The following is a 16,958-nucleotide window of genomic DNA, read 5'->3' on the forward strand; positions in this document are numbered from 1 at the left end:
AGAGGCAGCATGGAGGTACAGGAGGAGGCTCCGCGATGACAGCCGAACCCATCCGGTCGGGCGGGGACAGGTACGACGCCGAGACGCCCGCGCGCACCGGTCTGCTGGACGTGCTGAGCGTGTCCGCGATGGTCATCGACATCGACGGACGCATCGTGTTCTGGACCCCCCAGGCGGAGGATCTCTTCGGGTACACCGCGCAGGAGGCCCTCGGCCAGTACGCGGCACGGCTGTTGATCCACCCCAAACACCTGCAGTCCGTGGTGCGGCTGTTCGCGGAGGTGCTGGAGACCGGCCGGAGCTGGGCCGGCGCCTTCCCCATCCGGCACAAGGACGGCAGCAGCCGGCTGATGGAGTTCCGCAACATGCGGCTGCAGGACGATCTCGGGGACGTCTACGCCCTCGGCATCGCCGCCGACCACAATCTGCTGCAGCGCGTCGAAACCGATCTGGCGCTGTGCGAACGGCTGATCAACCAGTCGCCGATCGGTCTGGCCCTCCTGGACCCGGACCTGCGCTACCTCCTGGTCAACCCGGCGCTCGAACGCATCGACGGCATCCCCGCCGAGGACCATGTCGGCCGTCGGCTCAGGGAGGCGATGCTCCTTCCCGACATCGACACCATCGAGTCCGCGCTGCGTCAGGTGCTCACCACCGGCACACCGCTGCTCGACCAGTACCACGTGGGCCGCCCGCCGACCGACCCCGACCACGAGCACGCCTGGTCCCTCTCCTTCTACCGTCTGGAGGACCCGGGCGGGCGGGTGCTGGGCGCGGCCGCCTCGGTCGTCGACGTCACCGAACGGCACCGCGCCGCCGCGGAGGCCGACCGGGCCCGGCGGCGCCTCGCCCTCATCGCCGAGGCCTCGACCCGGGTCGGCACCTCACTGGAGGTGGACCGGACCGCCCTCGAACTGGCCGACATCGCCGTCCCCCAGCTCGCCGACGTGGTCGCCGTGGACATCCTGGACTCCGCCCTGGCCTGCCGCCGCTCGCGCCGGCCGGACAATGGCCCGGAGCTCTTCCGCGCCCTCGCGCTGAAGGCCGCCCACCCCACCGTGGCGCTGCGCGCCGCCGATCCACCGGGTGACGTCGCCGCCTACGAGGGTGACCGTCTGGTCACCCTCTGCGTACACACCGGCCGGCCGGTCCTGGTGCGGCACGTCGGCGAGCAGGACATCCCCCGGATCGCGCGGGACGCCGAGGCCGGCGCGCTGCTGGCACGGGCCGGGGTCCACTCGTACCTCGCCGTGCCGTTGATCGCCCACGGCGAGGTGCTCGGTGCCCTCGACCTCAAGCGCACCCGCAACCCGCTGCCGTTCGACGAGGACGACGTCATCCTGGCCAGTGAGCTGGCCGGCCGCGCCGCCGTGGCCATCGACAACGCGCGGTGGTTCCAGAGCGTGCGCAACACCGCCCTCACCCTCCAGCGCAGTCTGCTGCCCGACCACGCGCCGCATCACACCGGTCTGGAACTGGCCTCCCGCTACCAGCCCGCCCAGGCGACCAGCGAGGTCGGCGGCGACTGGTACGACGTCATCCCGCTGACCGACGACAAGACCGCGCTGGTCGTCGGCGACGTCATGGGCAACGGCATCGACGCCGCCGCCACCATGGGCCGGCTGCGCACCGCGACCTGCGCCTACGCGGACCTCGACCTCGAGCCCGGCGACGTGCTGCGGCACCTCGACAAGATCACCTGCGACCTGGAGCACTACATCGTGACCTGCCTGTACGCGGTGTACGACCCCCGGACCCGGCAGTGCCGCATCGCCAACGCGGGCCATATGCCGCCCGCGCTGGCCGGTCCCGGCCATGATCCGAAGCTGCTGGAGCTGCCCCCGGGAGCCCCGCTCGGCGTCGGCGGCGTCCCCTTCGAGACCACCACGGTCGAACTCGCCCCCGGCGATCTGCTGGTCCTGTACACGGACGGCCTCGTGGAGACCCGCCTGCACCCCATCGACGACCGCCTGGCCGTCCTGCTCAGCTTCCTGGACGACCCCGGGCGGCCCCTGGAGGAGCTCTGCGACCTGCTGCTGTACGGTCTGCGCCACCCCGACGACCACGACGACGTCGCCCTGCTCATCGCCCGGACCCCGTAGCGGCGGCGTCGGTCATGACCAGACCCGCGATGTGGGCGGTGACCGTGTCGAGGATGTCGGTCCAGGCGGTCGCGTCCCCCAGCACGAGGTAGTTGAGGGTCAGACCGTCGGTCATGGCGGCCAGATAGCGGGCCAGGACGGGGACCGGGACGCGCAGCCGGAGGTCCATGCCGCTGCGGAGCTGCTCGATGAGTTCCGTGTAGGCGTCGCCGTACATCTCGTACTGCCGCCGGGCCAGGTGCTCGAATCCCGGCTCGCGCAGCGCGTACTGGGTGAGTTCGTAGGTCAGCATGTGCTCGTCGGGGTGGGCGCGGACGTGGTCCCAGTACGCCTGGAAGCCCGCCCGGACGGTCTCCTCGAGGGTGGCCCTGGGCCGTAGCGCGTCCTTCACGACGCTCACCGAGTGCTCGGTGAGCGTCGTGATGACGGACTCGACGAGGGCCTGCTTGGAGTCGAAGCAGTAGTGGAAGACGCTCAGGGACACCCCGGCCTCGGCGGCGATGGACCGGGTGGTCGTCTTGGGGACGCCGTCCCGGGCCATCGCTCTGATCGCCGCTTCCGTCAGCTGCCGGCGCCGTTGCGCCGACGGCATCCGTGCCATGTGTGTCCCCCCGTGGCTGCCTGCTAGGCGCTGTGGACGCCCACCTCGTACAGCGAGTATCCCCAATCCGTGCCCCGGTCCAGGCCGTGCACCCGGACGTAGCGGGCGGGGGTGCCGGTGAACCGGGCCGTGTCCAGGCCGCCGTCGCCGGAGGTGGTGGACCACGCGGTCGTCCAGGTGGTGCCGTCGGTGGAGAGTTCGACGCGGTACGACTTCCCGTACGCGCGCTCCCAGTCGAGGGTGACGCGGGAGACCAGCTGGGTGGAGCCCAGGTCGACCTGCCACCACTGGTCGTCGCTCCAGTCGCCGGCCCAGCGACTGGCGTCGTCGCCGTCCACGGCCCGGCCCGGCCGGTAGCTGGTGAACGGGTTGGACTCGTACGAACTCGCGCTGGCGGTACGGCCCTTGGCGAGGTTCACCGAGGCCTGGTGCTGCTCGGTGGAGCCCCAGGTGCCGAGGTAGGACTCGGCGCCCCGGAAGAGGTCGTCGACCACGTCCTGGCCCGCGACGAGCCGGATGTCCTCGATCCAGTCGGGGATCAGGCCGACGTCGGCGGCGCCGTCGGTGTTGAAGTCGAAGGTGCGGGTGCCGACGGTCTGCCTGTCGACGACGGAGCCGCCGTCGACGCTCTTGAAGGGGTACGTGACCTTGTTCGCGGCGTCGGCTCCGCGCGGTGCGGGGTGGTCGCCGATGCCGTTGAAGTCGGTGCCGTAGCCGTAGCCGACGCCGTACTTGTCACGCAGCGCGTCGGTGCGCTCGGCCTCGGCGCCGAACGCCTCGGACCCGTGCATGTACTGGGCGACGAAGCCGCCGAGGGAGTAGACCCGCTCGGTCCAGTCGATGTCCATCCAGCTGTGCGAGGACAGCACGCCCGGGTAGTTCGCGGCCTCGAAGATGTCGAGGGTCTGGCCGACCGCCTTGACGCTCATGTGGTCGATCTCGAGCATCATCTTGCGCTTCATCATGCCGCGCACGGCGTACTCGCCCAGGGCGGTGAGTCCGCGGGTGTTGCACCGGGCGTCCGCGTCGTACGAGGGGACCTCCGTGCCCGCCGGGAGGTCGGCCTCCGCCGCGGAGGCCGCGGTGCCGATGGGGTTGTCGTGCTGCGGTCCGGTGCACTTCTCCGTCTGCCAGAAGGTGCCGGTGGACAGGAACTGGCCGACGTTGATGGCCGTGCCGAGGCCGCCCTCGTCGAAGCGGACGCCGCACAGCGCGTTGTCGAACTTGTGGCACAGGAACATGCTGCGCACGCCCAGCGCGTACAGCTCGTCCAGCCCCTTGTCGACGTCGGCCTGGCTGCACTGCGCGATGTCGAGGATCTGCTTGCAGCCGAACGGTTCGGAGGTCTCGACGCCCAGGACGACCGCCAGCTTGCCCTGCTTGACGACCTCGCGCGCCTGCGCGCTGTCCAGGACGATCCGGAACCAGCCCTTGCCGGCGCCGCCGTACATCTTGTCGATGTAGGCCTGGAGGTCGTAGGTCAGCTTCGCCTGGAGGCGGATCGACGTCATCTCGTCACAACCGCGGTCCTTGAACGGGTAGACCGAGCAGATCATGCCGTTGGTGACCAGGTCGTTGACCAGTACCCGCTGCCCGCCGCGCCAGGCCCGCTCCACCCAGGCGTAGTAGTTCGCCTGATGGGTCATCGAGTCGTAGGCCGGCCAGTCCGCGAAGGTCGGCCAGCCCGCCGGGTCGTGCTTGCCGTCACCGCCGTGGGTGATGTAGTCGAAGAGCGCGAGCGTGCCGTCGGGGTAGTGCTCGGGACAGTCCTTGAGGGCGTCGGCGACCCCGGCTTCGGAGAACACCTTGCCGCAGATGAGCCGGCCGCCGAAGGCCTCGTTGGAGAACAGGTGGTTGTGCGCGTCGACGAACCCGCGCACGTCGCCCGCCGAGTCGGTGCCGGTGAACGGCTCGCCGGTCACGTTGACCTGGGAGTCGGGGGCCGGTCTGGCCGTGGGTGTCCACCAGTCCGCGCCTGCCGCCGAGCTCGGTGTGGGGCCGAGGACCGTGGCGAGCACGAGAAGGAGCAGCGAGACGACGGTGACATCTCGGCGTCTGCGGTACGGGCGTCCGGTCATGGTCACAGCCCACGTCCCTCGGTCGGCGGGAAGGCGCGGTCGACGAGGGCTTTTTGACTGCCCATGAGATTGTCATGACCGGCGCAAGATAGTGCGACGAGGATCGCGACAGAACCCGACCGAGTCAAGGGTCCGGGACGCTTGACCTGATAGCCGTTGACCCGGCGGGTGGCGCAAACTCCTTACGCCCGCCTTTCAGTTGCACCGGAAGCACCGCGGGAGCACACCCTCACCGGCGCGCTCACACGTTCAGGTGGTGATCCACGGGAGCGGCCCTCGCCACCTCCGCTCTGCCCCTATCCAGGGCGTATGGACAAGTCTTCCGCTTCTGTAGACCCCGATCGGCTCTCCCGGCGACGGTTCACCGCGGCCACCGCGACCGCCGCCGCCGCGCTCACGGCCGCCGCCCCGGCCGCCGCCCTGCCCCGGCAGCCCGCCCGTCCGCCCGGGTCCACCGCGGACTGGGCGACCTGCCTCACCGTCGCCCGGGCGCTGCTGGTGGTGGACGAGCACGACCGGCCGCTGGTGCCCCGGTACGAGAAGGTCCTCGCCGACGGGCTGCCCCGCGCCCGGACCGGGACCGGCAAGAAGGTCCTCGTGATCGGCGCCGGGCCCGCCGGGCTGGTGGCCGCCTGGCTGCTGAAGCGGGCCGGGCACCGCGTCACGCTCGTGGAGGCCAACGGCAACCGGGTCGGCGGCCGCGTCAAGACGTTCCGTACCGGTGGACACGAGCACGCGGCACAGCCCTTCGCCGACCCGGCCCAGTACGCGGAGGCGGGCGCCATGCGCATCCCCGGCAGCCATCCGCTGGTGATGGGCCTGATCCGTCAACTGGGCGTCGAGAAGCGCCGCTTCCATCTCGTGGACGTCGACGCCGAGGGCAAGCCCGTCAACAACGCCTGGCTGCACGTCAACGGCGTCCGGGTGCGCCGCTCGGCCTACGCGAGGTCGCCGCGCCGGGTCAACCGGTCCTTCGGGGTGCCACGGAAGTACTGGGACACCCCGTCCGCGACCATCCTGCGGGAGGCCCTGGACCCGGTGCGCGACGAGTTCAGCACCCGGGGCGCCGACGGCAAACGGGTGGACAAGCCGCTGGCGGAGCGGGTGCAGGGCTGGGCACGGGTCGTGCAGCGGTTCGGGGACTGGTCGATGTACCGGTTCCTGACCGAGGAGGCGGGCCTCGACGAGCGGACCGTCGACCTGGTCGGCACGCTGGAGAACCTCACCTCCCGGCTGCCGTTGTCCTTCATCCACAGCTTCATCAGCGCGTCGCTCATCAGCCCGGACACCGAGTTCTGGGAGCTGGTCGGCGGCACGGCGAAGCTCCCGGACGCCCTGTTCGAGGAGGTCTCCGACGTCATCAGGCTCGACCGGCGCGCGACGCAGATCGAGTACTGGGCGCCGGACCGGCAGGGCGACACCACCACCTCGCACGTGCGGGCCGACGGGCCGCACGTGTGGATCGACACCGTCTCCGAGGGGCGTGGCGGCAAGGTGGTGCGCGAGCAGTTCACTGCCGACCTCGCGATCGTCACGGTGCCGTTCTCGGGGCTGCGCCAGGTGCAGATCAGCCCGCTGATGTCGTACCGGAAGCGGCGTTCCGTCGCGGAGCTGCACTACGACAGCGCGACGAAGGTGCTGCTGGAGTTCAGCCGCCGCTGGTGGGAGTTCACCGAGGCGGACTGGAAACGGGAACTCGACGCCGTACGGCCGGGGCTGTACGAGGACTACCGGTCGGGCCGGGCGCCGGCCGACGGGAGCCTGCTCGGCGGGCATCCGTCCGTGCCGCCGGGGCACATCACGGCGGGACAGCGGGTGCACTACGCCGCCAACCGGTGGGCCGGCCGCGACCAGCCCGAGGCGGCGCACATCGTCGGCGGCGGCTCGGTCTCCGACAACCCCAACCGGTTCATGATCAACCCGTCGCACCCGGTCGACGGCAGCGCGGGCGGGGTCGTCCTCGCCTCGTACAGCTGGGCCGACGACGCCTCCCGCTGGGACTCCCTGGACGACGAGGCGCGCTACCCGCACGCCCTGCGCGGGCTCCAGCAGGTCTACGGCCGGCGCGTCGAGGTCTTCTACACGGGCGCGGGCCGCACCCAGAGCTGGCTGCGGGATCCGTACGCGTACGGGGAGGCGTCCGTCCTGCTCCCCGGTCAGCACACGGAGCTGCTGAGCGCCATCCGCTCCGCCGAGGGCCCGCTGCTCTTCGCGGGCGACCACACCTCGGTCAAGCCGTCGTGGATCGAGGGCGCACTGGAGTCGGGGGTCCGGGCCGCACTGGAGGCGCACGGGGCATAGGGACGGCCCAGGGTGTTTTGAACGCGTTCAAATACGTAGTAGGGTCCCTTCCGACAAGAAGGGGCCTTACTGATGAAGATCGTGCTGCCCGGCGGGACCGGCCAGGTGGGGGTCGTGCTGCGCCGCGCGCTGACCGCGGCCGGACACGAGGTCGCGGTGCTGAGCAGACGGCCCGCGGATCACACCCAGATCCGGTGGGACGGCCGCACCCTGGGCCCCTGGGCCGAGGCGATCGACGGCAGTGACGTCGTGGTCAACCTGGCCGGCCGCAGCGTCAACTGCCGCTACACACCGGACAACCTGCGGGCGATGATGGACTCCCGGGTGGACTCGGCCCGGGTCGTCGGCCGGGCGATCGCCGCCGCCGCGCGGCCCCCGCGGGTCTGGCTCCAGATGAGCACCGCCACCGTCTACGCCCACCGGTTCGACGCCCCCCACGACGAAACCACCGGAGTGATCGGCGGAGCCGAACCCGGTGTCCCGGACTACTGGGGCTACAGCGTGGACATCGCGACCGCCTGGGAGCGGGAGCAGGAGATGGCCGACACCCCGCACACCCGCAAGGTCGCCCTGCGGGCCGCGATGGTGATGAGCCCGGACCGGGGCGGGGTGTTCGACGTCCTGTCGCGGCTCGCCCGGCTCGGCCTCGGCGGCCCGGTCGCGGGCGGCCGTCAGTACGTGTCCTGGATCCACGAGAGCGACTTCGTCCGCGCCGTCGGGTTCCTCGTCGGACGGGACGACCTCGCCGGACCGGTGAACCTGGCCGCCCCGGCCCCGCTCCCCCACCGCGCCTTCATGCGCGCGCTGCGCGACGCGTGGGGGATCCCGGTGGGCCTGCCCGCGACGAAGTGGATGGCGGAAGTCGGCGCCTTCGCCCTGCGCTCGGACACCGAACTGCTGCTCAAGAGCCGACGGGTGGTCCCCGGCCGGCTGCTCGACGCGGGCTTCGCCTTCGACCGGCCCGAGTGGCCCGAGGCCGCCGCCGACCTCGTACGACGGGTGCGAGACCGCTGACGGGCCGCGCGGACGTGCACAGGGGTCACGTCCGCGCGGCTGTTCCGGGTGGGCGTCAGCTCGTCGCGCGGACCGCTTCGAGGATCAGCTCCGCGACCGCCTTCGGCTGCGACACCGCGACGGCGTGCGAGGCGCCGTCGATCTCGACGATCGTCGCGCCCGCCCGCTGCGCGCCGAAGCGCTCGACCTCGGGGTTGATGGCCTCGTCCGCACCGGCGATCAGCGCCCAGGACGGCCTGGTCTGCCAGGCGGCCGCGGCGGCCGTCTCCTCGAACGCGGCGGCGGCCAGCGGACGCTGGGACGCGGCCAGGATCTTGGTGACGCCCGCGGGCAGGTCGGCGGCGAACACCGACGGGAAGGCGTCCTCGGCGATGGTGACCTCGACGGCGGGCTCGCCGCCCGGCACCGGGTACGTCCACTGCTTGAGGTTGCTGACCAGCGTCGAGAGCGGGAAGCGGCCCTGGAGCTCGCCGAGGCTCTCGCCCTCCGCCAGCGCGTAGGCGGCGACGTAGACGAGGCCGACGACGTTCTCCGTGGTGCCGGCCACCGTGATGAGGGCGCCGCCGTAGGAGTGGCCGACGAGGATCACGGGGCCGTCGATCTGAGCGGCGAAGGAGGCGACGTACGCGGCGTCGGAGGCGAGACCGCGCAGCGGGTTCGGCGGGGCGACCACGGGGACGCCGTGGCCCTGGAGTTCGGCGATGACGCCGGACCAGCTGGCGGCGTCCGCGAACGCTCCGTGGACCAGGACGACGGTGGGGGTAGTCATAGCGGTATGTCTCCTGAAGGTCAGACGTGCAGAGCGTCGCGCAGGGTGCCGACGGCGAGCGTGATGGCGGCTTCGGCGGCGTACGTCGGGCGCAGCGCGTTCAGCATCACGAAGTCGTGGATGATGCCCTGGAAGCGCACCGCGGTGACCGGGACACCGGCCGCGCGCAGCTTGTTCGCGTACGCCTCGCCCTCGTCGCGCAGCACGTCGGCCTCGCCGGTGATGACCAGGGCCGGGGGCAGGTCCTTGAGCTGCTCGGTGGTGGCGCGCAGCGGGGACGCGGTGATCTGGGCGCGCTCGGCCTCGTCGGTCGTGTACTGGTCCCAGAACCACTGCATGCCGTCGCGGCGCAGGAAGTAGCCCTCCGCGAACTGGTGGTAGGAGCCGGTGTCGAAGCTCGCGTCGGTGACCGGGTAGAAGAGCACCTGCTGGACGAGCGGGACACCGCCGCGCTCCTTGGCCATCAGGGTGAGGGCGGCGGTCATGTTGCCGCCGACGGAGTCACCGGCGACGGCGATGCGCGTGGCGTCGAGGCCCTTGGACGCGCCCTCCTCGACGATCCACCGGGCGACCGCGAAGTTCTGCTCGATGGCGACCGGATAGCGGGCCTCGGGCGAGAGGTCGTACTCGGGGAAGACGACCGCGGCCTCGGCGCCGACGGCGAGTTCGCGCACCAGCCGGTCGTGGGTGTGGGCGTTGCCGAACACCCAGCCCGCGCCGTGGATGTAGAGGATCACCGGCAGGGTGCCCCCGGCACCGGCCGGCTTGACGATCCGGGCCCGGACAGTGCCCGTGGGACCGCCGGACACGGTGATCCACTCCTCGTCGACCGCGGGCTTGTGGATCTCACCGGACTGGACCTCGTCGACGGCCTTGCGACCCTCCGCAGGCGGCAGGTCGAAGAGGTACGGCGGGTTGGCGGTCGCCTCGGCGAACGCCGCGGCCTCGGGTTCGAGCACCGGCGTGACCGGCTCGACGACGTCGGACATGGCATCTCCTGCTGTATTCGATGTGCGTGGTCCTGCTCCGCCACGCTAAATCCGCCGGGCGGGCGGAATTTGTCCGCCCGTGCACCGACGCTGTGCTCACAGTGCACAGAAGCCTTTTCCGTGGTGGGTACGGAATTCCTCCGACCACGAAAGGAAATCCGAGAATACGATTCCGCTCCGCAGGGTGAACAGCCGGGAATCACCGCCGCGTTCAGCGGTGCCCGCTGCGCGCGCCGCGCCCCGCGGTGTCCCGCCATTCCCGCGGGGACATGCCGTAGGCCGACCGGAAGACCCGGCTGAAGTGCGTGGCGCTCAGGAAACCCCACCGGGCGGCCACGGCCGCGATGGTCCGGCCGCCGCGGCCGTACCGCATCAGGTCGCGTCGGCACTCCTCCAGGCGACGGCGCAGAATCCACCGGCCCACGGTGGTGCCCTCGTCCTTGAACAGCTTGTGCAGATAGCGCACGGAGATGTGGTGGGCACGCGCGATGACCTCCGGGGACATGTCCGGGTCGGTCAGGTGCAGTTCGACGTACTCCAGGACGCGCCCCAGCACCGGAGGGTGCGCGCCGGGTGCGCCCGGGGCCCCGGGCGCACCGCGCGTCCCGGGTCCTGCGGGCCCGCCGGGTATTCCGGTTCTGCCGGGTGTTCCTGATGCGTCCGGTGTTCCGGGTGTTCCGGGCCCGTCCGGTGTTCCGGGTGTTCCCGGGACCGCTGTGCCCAACTGCTCGGCGGCGAGGGTGGCCAGCAGGTTCAGCGCGTTCCAGGCGAGCATCTCGCCGACCTGGGGGCGGGCCTCGGCCGTGGCGCGGGCCAGGTCGGACAGCAGCGGCGACAGCAGGGTGCCGAGCCGGGAGGCACGGGCCACCGGTGTCCGCGCGATCCGCCGGACGTCGGAGTCCGCCAGCCCGAGCAGATCGGCCGGGACGAGGAACGTCGTCGCCCGGAACGGCTCGTGGAAGTCGAGCGCCGGCGCGCGCCGGACGTCGTAGAAGCAGACGTCCCCGGGCGCCAGAAGCAGACCGGGGGCCTCGGGCGGCTCATGGGCGGGAGCGGCGGCAGCGGCGGAAGTGGTGGGAATGGCGGCAGCGGTGTGCGGCCGGGCGCCGCCGCGCAGGCCGACGAAGAGGTACTCGCCGGCGTCACGGGCCAGCAGCCGGTGCGCGGGGTGGGGCGACGCCTCTCCCGGCAGCCGGGCGGGCGTGTCCTCGCCGGTCGTGATCTCGACACCCAGGGGTGTCCGGACCACGGACGGGTCGAGGGTGCGGGTGCGGGCGCTGTCACAGGTACTGGTGGTGCTGGTAGTGGGCATCTTCCGCCGTAGCCTCCGGGGACCGTCCATCACGTCGTCCGGACGGTAGTTCGGCGGATGTGCAAAAAGAGTGACAACGAAGTGACAGCGCCTTCACCGACCGGGTGGCCGGCCCTCCGCGGCGGCGCGTTCCACGGCGAAGACCCGCAGCAGGACATGGAGGGTGTAGCGGCCCGGCGCGGGCTCGGTGAGCAGATGGGCGTCGGCCAGCACGCCGAGCAGCTGCCGGGCTCGGCGGACCGGCAGCCCGGCGAGCGCGGCGGCCCCGGCCGGGGTGATGTCGGGTCCTTCGTGCCGCGCCAGGAGCCGGAAGAGCCGCGCGCCGTCCGGCGTCAGGAGCCGGTAGGACCCCTGGAAGGCCTCTCGGGTGGCGGCGAGGGCGTCGAGACTGCCGTGCGCCTCGCGCAGTCCGGCGGCCACCGCGGCGAGCGGGAAGTCCCGTCGGCCGGCCGCGCGCGCGGCGACGAGGGCCAGCGCGAGAGGCAGCCGGCCGCACCGGGCGACGATCTCCTCGGCGGCCCGGGGTTCGGCGGCCACCCGCCCGGCACCGATCCGCGCGGCCAGCAGCGCGTACGCCTCCTCGGCGGGCGGCGGTGCGAGGCGGAGCGGCCGCGCACCCGAGGCGACCAGTCCGGGCAGGGTGTGGCGGCTGGTGACCAGCGCCAGGGAGCCCGGTCCGGTGGGCAGCAGCGGGCTCAGCTGTCCGGTGCCCACGGCGTCGTCGAGGACCACGAGGACCCGCCGCCGCGCGAGGAGGGTGCGGTACATGCCGGTCAGGGCGTCCGGCCCGTCCGGCATGCGGGACTCGGGCACGCCGAGCGCCGCGAGCATCCCGCGCAGCGCGTCGGCCGGCTCCACGGCGGGCCGTGCCGGATCGGAGCCACGCAGCGCCACGTACAACTGCCCGTCCGGGAAACGGCCGGTGGCCCGGTGCGCCCAGTGCAGCGCGAGGGTGCTCTTGCCGATCCCGGCCATCCCGCCGACCAGTACGACCCCCGCCGCCGAGCCGGCCGCCCTGTCCAGCCACTCCGACTCGACGACCCGCCCCACGAAGGAGGGAAGGGCCGACGGCAACTGGGCTGGCCGCACGAACGCCCCGGTGCCCCGACCGGCGGGGGCGTCCGTCGTCCGGGCGGGTCCATGAATCCCGGCGGCGCTCGCAAGCCCGTGGACAGCACCCCTGTCGTCGGCGGAACCGGCACTCGCACGCCCCGGCCCGACAGGACGCAGGACGCCGAGCCCCTGGACGCGCCTACCGGCACCGGCACCGGCACCGTGACCCGGACCGGAGCCGCCGTCCGCGGAATCGGGAGCCCCGCAGTCGCTGAGGGGCGACGCGGCGAGCCCCCGGAGAACCACCCCACCGACATCGGCCCCGGCAGCGGCGAACTCGGGAGCGCCATCCCCGGCAGCGGCGAACTCGGGAGCGCCATCCCCGGCGGCGGCGAGCACTGGAGCGCCATCCCCGGCAGCGGCGAGCCCTGGAGAGCCGTCCCCGGCAGCGGCGAGCCCGGGGGCGCCAGCCCCGGAAACATCGCACCCGGCGGCGGCACGCCCCGGGACGGCAGCCCCGGCACCTTCGGCCCCGGCAGCAGCACGCCCCGAATCGCCAACCCCACCGACATCGGGCCGGACGGCGACGAGCCCCGGAGCGCTGTCCCCGACGGCGGCGAGCCCGGGAGCGCCAGCCCCGGGGGCGAGGGGGGCGAGGGGGGCGGGTCCCGGGGTGGGGGGCTCGGGTGGAATCGGGGCCGTAGGGGCCGGGGCGGTGGGGATCCTCGTGGTCGGGGCCGGTCGGCCGAGGTGGACGACGGGTCCGCTCTTCAGGCGATGTCCGACGTCCTGGCGGAGGACCCGCGTGTGGGCCGCCGCCAGTTCGGTGCCCGGGATGAGGCCGAGGTCGTGGGCGAGGCGTCGGCGGACGGCCTCGTACGCCCCCAGCGCCTCCGCCTGGAGTCCGCAGGCGGCCAGGACCAGCACCAGTCTGGCGTGCAGCGACTCGTCGAGGGGATCGTGCGCGGTGGCCCGGCGCAGGGCGGGCAGCGCCTGCTCGGCGTGGCCGCACAGCAGCGCCGCGTCGGCGGCCAGCCGGGCCGTCTCCAGGAGTTCCCTCTGCACGGCCGTGAACTGGACGTGTTCGCGTACGGACGCCGGGATCCCCATCGCCACCGGCCCACGCCACTCCTCCAGCGCCAGGACGAACTGCCGGGCCGCCGTCCCGGGCCGTCCGGTGGCCGCCGCCCGCTTGCCCTGCCGGGTCAGCTCACGGAAGCGCAGCAGGTCGACCTCGTCGGTCGCCGCCTCCAGGAGGTAGCCGCCGGTCCGGCGCAGCAGACGCCGGCCCGGGACGCGGGGCGGCAACCCCGGTTCGAGCAGCCGCCGCAACGCGCCGACGTAGCGCCGCACCACGTTCAGCGCGCTGGCGGGCGGCCGCTCGGCCCACAGCACGTCGACGATCTCGCTGGTCGGCACGGACCGGCCGGCATGCGCCAGGAGCAGGGCCAGCAGGGCGCGTTGCTGGGGGAAGCCGGGGTCGAGTTCCCGCCCCTCCCGCCACAGCCGTACCGGCCCCAGCATCTCGAAGCGCGTCACCTCGCCCAAGGCGTGGTCCGGCGGCTCACCCAAGGCGTGGTCCGGCGGCGTGATCGAGCCGGAGCGGGGTGTCAGACGGCACCGGCGTGACCGTCCCGTGCGTTCAGCAGTGCCTCGACCCGCTCGGCGTCGGGGTGGTTCAGTCCCCTGAGAAGGACCAGCGCCCGCTGCCACGCGATGCGGGCGCCGTCGTGGTCGCCGGTGGCGAGGTGGGTGTCGCCGACCCGGACGAGGATGTCGGCCTCCACGTAGGGCACGCCCAGGTCGCGCAGCAGAGCGAGGGCGTTGCGGTAGCCGAGGAGCGCGTGCGGGTGGCGGCCGAGATGGTGGTGGGCGTAGGCGATGCTGTCCCAGGTGGCCGCCTGCCCGTAGCGGTCCCCGAGTTCCTGGAGCATGGCGAGGGCCTCGAAGCAGTGCGTCAGGGCACGCCGGTGCTCGCCGAGCCGGGCGTGGTACCAGCCGACCGAGTTCAGCACACTGGCCTGCGCGGCGCGGTCGCCGAGCGTACGGAACAGGCCGAGGGCGAACCGGTTGTGGCGCAGGGCGCCGGGCAGGTCGCCCTGCTGGTCGCACTCCCAGCCGAGACTGCGGTGGGTGTGGGCGCGGCCCGTGTCGTCGCCCAGCTCGGTGAAGAGCTCCAGGGCCCGCTCCAGTCGGGGAACGGACCGGGAGTGCAGACCGAGCCGGCCCTCCACCCGGGCCAGTCCGCGCAGGCCGCGGGCCTCCAACGCGGGGTCGGCGAGCCGTCGGGCGGCGTCCAGCGCGGTGCGCTGCACGGCGAGCCCGTCGTGCCAGTGACCACGCCGGTCGAAGAACGGCTCCAGGGACCAGGCCAGTTGGCAGGCGAGACGTTCCTGCACCGGTCGACCCGACGCGGCGGCCGTCTCGACCACGGCGAGCAGGACCGCGTGTTCGGCGGTGAGCCAGGCCAGGGCGCGGTCGTCGTCGGCGAGGGGTTCCGGATGCACGCCCTCGGGCGCGGGCGGCGGGGGCAACGGGTCGGCGTTGGGGGCCAGCAGCCGGTCCGCGGCGTGGGCGGTGTGCAGGTAGTGATGGTGCAGCCGGTTGAGGGCCGCCGCACGCTCGGCCTCGGTGTGCCGCTCGTGGACGAGTTCGCCGGCGTGGGCGCGGAGCAGGTCGTGGAAGGCGTAGCGGCCGGGACTGTGTTCGGTGACGAGGTGCAGTCCGGTCAGCTCGGCCAGCAGCGGTCGGGTCACGCGTACGGGCAGGCCCGCCAGGGCGGCCGCGGCCGGCAGGGAGAGGTCGGGGCCGGGGTGCAGCGCGAGCAGCCGGAAGAGCCGGGCGGCCGCCGCCGAGATCGCGCGCGAGGACCAGGAGAAGACCGTGCCGACGTCCACGGAGGCGTCGGAGCGGGCGAAGGCGTCGAGGCTGCCGTGGGCCTCGCGCAGTTCGGCGGCGACGGCGGCGAGCGGGAAGTGGGGGTGAGCGGCGGCGCGGGCGGCGACGCAGGCGAGGGCGAGGGGCAGTCCGGCGCACAGCGCGCTGATCTCGTCGGCCGCCCGGGGCTCGGCCGCGACCCGTTCCGCCCCCAGCCGGCGGACCAGGAAGGACCGCGCCTGGACGGCGTCGAACGGGCGCAGGACCAGGGAGTGGGCACCGTGGGCGGCGACGAGCCCGGTCAGTTCGTCGCGGCTGGTGACGATGGCGAGGCAGCCGGGCGAGCCGGGCAGCAGCAGCCGCACCTGCTCGGTGTCCCGCGCGTTGTCCAGCACCACGAGGACCCGTCGGCCGGCGAGCACGCTGCGGTACAGGGCCGCCTGCGCGTCCACCCCGTGCGGGACGCGTTCCGGTGGCACTCCGAGCGCACCGAGGAAACCCCGGACCGCCTCCCCCGGGTCCAGGACGGCGCCGGACGGGTCGAAGCCGCGCAGGTTGACGTAGAGCTGCCCGTCGGGGAACCGGTCGGCGACGCGGTGGGCCCAGTGCACCGCGAGCGTGGTCTTGCCGACGCCCGCCATACCGCCGATGGCGCTGATCACCACGGTCCCGGGCCCCGCCCCGTCCGCTCCGGACAGCGCGAACACCTCGTCGAGCTCGACGTCCCGACCGGTGAACGCCGTGATGTCGTGCGGCAGTTGGGCAGGCGACGGAAGGGCGGACGGCGACGGCGGATCCGGCACCGGCGCAGGCGCGGGCGCGGGCGCGACAGAATCGTCCGCGCCCGCGCGATCCGGCACCTCACCACTCCGCGGCGCGGGCGCGGGGAACCCGTCCGTGCCCGCGCCGCCGGACGCCTCGGCACTCGACCCACCGGACGGCCCGACCGCCGTCTCCCGCATCCCGGACAGAACCGTGTCCCGCGCGTCGCGCAGTTCCGCTCCTGGATCGATCCCCAGTTCCTCGGCCAGCCGCGCCCGTACGGCCTCGTAGGCGGCGAGCGCCTCCGGACGGTGTCCGGCCGCCGCCAGCGCGAGGAGCAGCCCCGCCTGGAGGGGTTCGTCCAACGGGTGTCGCGCGGCGGCCTGTCGCAGCTCGGCCAGGACCGCGTCCGGTCTTCCGGCGCGCAGCGCGACGTCCGCCGCCTGCCGTACGGCTGCGGGCAGTTCACGGTCCACCGCGTCGAACGCCGGGTGCGCACGGGCCTGCACGGGAACGCCGCCGGCGAGGGGGCCACGCCACAGCGACAGTGCCTCGGTGAGGAGTTCGAGCGCCTGCCCGGGTGAGCGGTCCGCGATCCGGCGCCCCTCCTCGCGCAGTGCGCGGAACCTCAGCAGGTCGGAGGAGTCACCGTCGGTCACGAGCCGGTATCCACCGGCGTCCCGCACCAGCCAGCGCCCCTCCGCACGGGCGGCGAGGCCGGGTTCCAGCAGTCGGCGCAGCGAACCCACATGGCGCCGGACGACATTGACCGCGCTGCGCGGTGGAGCCGCTCCCCATAGCACGTCGACGATCTCGCCCACCGCGACCGGCCGCCCCGCCCCGACCAGCAGCAGGGCCAGGAAGGCACGTTCCTGCGGTCCTCCGAGCTCCAGTTCCGCATCCCCCCGGAACACCCGAACAGCGCCCAGGACCGCGAACCGCAGTGGCTCCGGCGGCACGCCATCCCCTCCCTCCGGTCGTCCTCCCCGCCTTCGACTGTACGACAGGACAAAGGTTACCCAGAGTTACACAGGATGCGTTCCGGCTGTTCAGGGACGGCACCCCGAAGAAAACCTGGTTGAGCTAGCCTAAAACCTAGG

General features: G+C 73.1%; 10 protein-coding genes. 3 read left to right on the forward strand and 7 right to left on the reverse strand.

The window, feature by feature from the left end:
- Positions 1-35: 35 nt before the first annotated feature.
- Positions 36-2,102 carry a SpoIIE family protein phosphatase gene (locus tag ASD48_RS33120; protein ID WP_057605490.1) on the forward strand — a complete coding sequence of 689 codons (2,067 nt, stop codon included), beginning with the start codon at positions 36-38 and terminating at the stop codon, positions 2,100-2,102.
- On the opposite strand, the gene ASD48_RS33125 is transcribed toward ASD48_RS33120, so the two are convergent.
- Together ASD48_RS33125 and ASD48_RS33130 are read right to left on the reverse strand one after the other, a co-directional pair.
- Positions 2,083-2,703 carry a TetR/AcrR family transcriptional regulator gene (locus ASD48_RS33125; protein WP_057605491.1) on the reverse strand — a complete coding sequence of 207 codons (621 nt, stop codon included), beginning with the start codon at positions 2,701-2,703 and terminating at the stop codon, positions 2,083-2,085. The genes ASD48_RS33120 and ASD48_RS33125 overlap by 20 nt on opposite strands.
- A gap of 23 nt (positions 2,704-2,726) precedes the next feature.
- Positions 2,727-4,781, reverse strand: coding sequence for a discoidin domain-containing protein (locus ASD48_RS33130; RefSeq protein WP_057605609.1), 2,055 nt, complete (start codon positions 4,779-4,781; stop codon positions 2,727-2,729).
- 309 nt (positions 4,782-5,090) lie between these two features.
- Between ASD48_RS33130 and ASD48_RS33135 the strand changes: the two genes are divergently transcribed.
- The gene (locus ASD48_RS33135; RefSeq protein WP_057605492.1) at positions 5,091-7,082 is read left to right on the forward strand and encodes an NAD(P)/FAD-dependent oxidoreductase; all 1,992 of its coding nucleotides are present in this window, start codon (positions 5,091-5,093) and stop codon (positions 7,080-7,082) included.
- A 72-nt stretch (positions 7,083-7,154) separates the two neighbouring features.
- Positions 7,155-8,096 carry a DUF1731 domain-containing protein gene (locus tag ASD48_RS33140; RefSeq protein WP_057605493.1) on the forward strand — a complete coding sequence of 314 codons (942 nt, stop codon included), beginning with the start codon at positions 7,155-7,157 and terminating at the stop codon, positions 8,094-8,096.
- A 55-nt stretch (positions 8,097-8,151) separates the two neighbouring features.
- Here the strand turns inward: ASD48_RS33140 and ASD48_RS33145 are convergent, their stop codons facing one another.
- The 5 genes from ASD48_RS33145 to ASD48_RS33165 form a co-directional block, all read right to left on the reverse strand.
- Entirely contained in the window at positions 8,152-8,865 is a 714-nt protein-coding gene (locus ASD48_RS33145; RefSeq protein ID WP_057605494.1) for an alpha/beta hydrolase, read from the reverse strand.
- 20 nt (positions 8,866-8,885) lie between these two features.
- Complete coding sequence (locus ASD48_RS33150) at positions 8,886-9,854, reverse strand: alpha/beta hydrolase (protein ID WP_057605495.1); 969 nt, start codon at positions 9,852-9,854, stop codon at positions 8,886-8,888.
- A 211-nt stretch (positions 9,855-10,065) separates the two neighbouring features.
- Positions 10,066-11,166 (reverse strand): helix-turn-helix transcriptional regulator, encoded by a 1,101-nt coding sequence (locus ASD48_RS33155; RefSeq protein WP_057605496.1) that lies wholly within the window; start codon positions 11,164-11,166, stop codon positions 10,066-10,068.
- A 93-nt stretch (positions 11,167-11,259) separates the two neighbouring features.
- Positions 11,260-13,791, reverse strand: a complete 2,532-nt coding sequence (locus ASD48_RS42765; RefSeq protein ID WP_348983242.1) for a BTAD domain-containing putative transcriptional regulator — start codon at positions 13,789-13,791, stop codon at positions 11,260-11,262.
- A 38-nt stretch (positions 13,792-13,829) separates the two neighbouring features.
- Entirely contained in the window at positions 13,830-16,817 is a 2,988-nt protein-coding gene (locus tag ASD48_RS33165) for a BTAD domain-containing putative transcriptional regulator (RefSeq protein WP_057605497.1), read from the reverse strand.
- Positions 16,818-16,958: the final 141 nt, after the last annotated feature.

The sequence above is a fragment of the Streptomyces sp. Root1310 genome (assembly GCF_001426425.1).
In the GTDB taxonomy this organism is placed as follows: Bacteria; Actinomycetota; Actinomycetes; order Streptomycetales; family Streptomycetaceae; genus Streptomyces.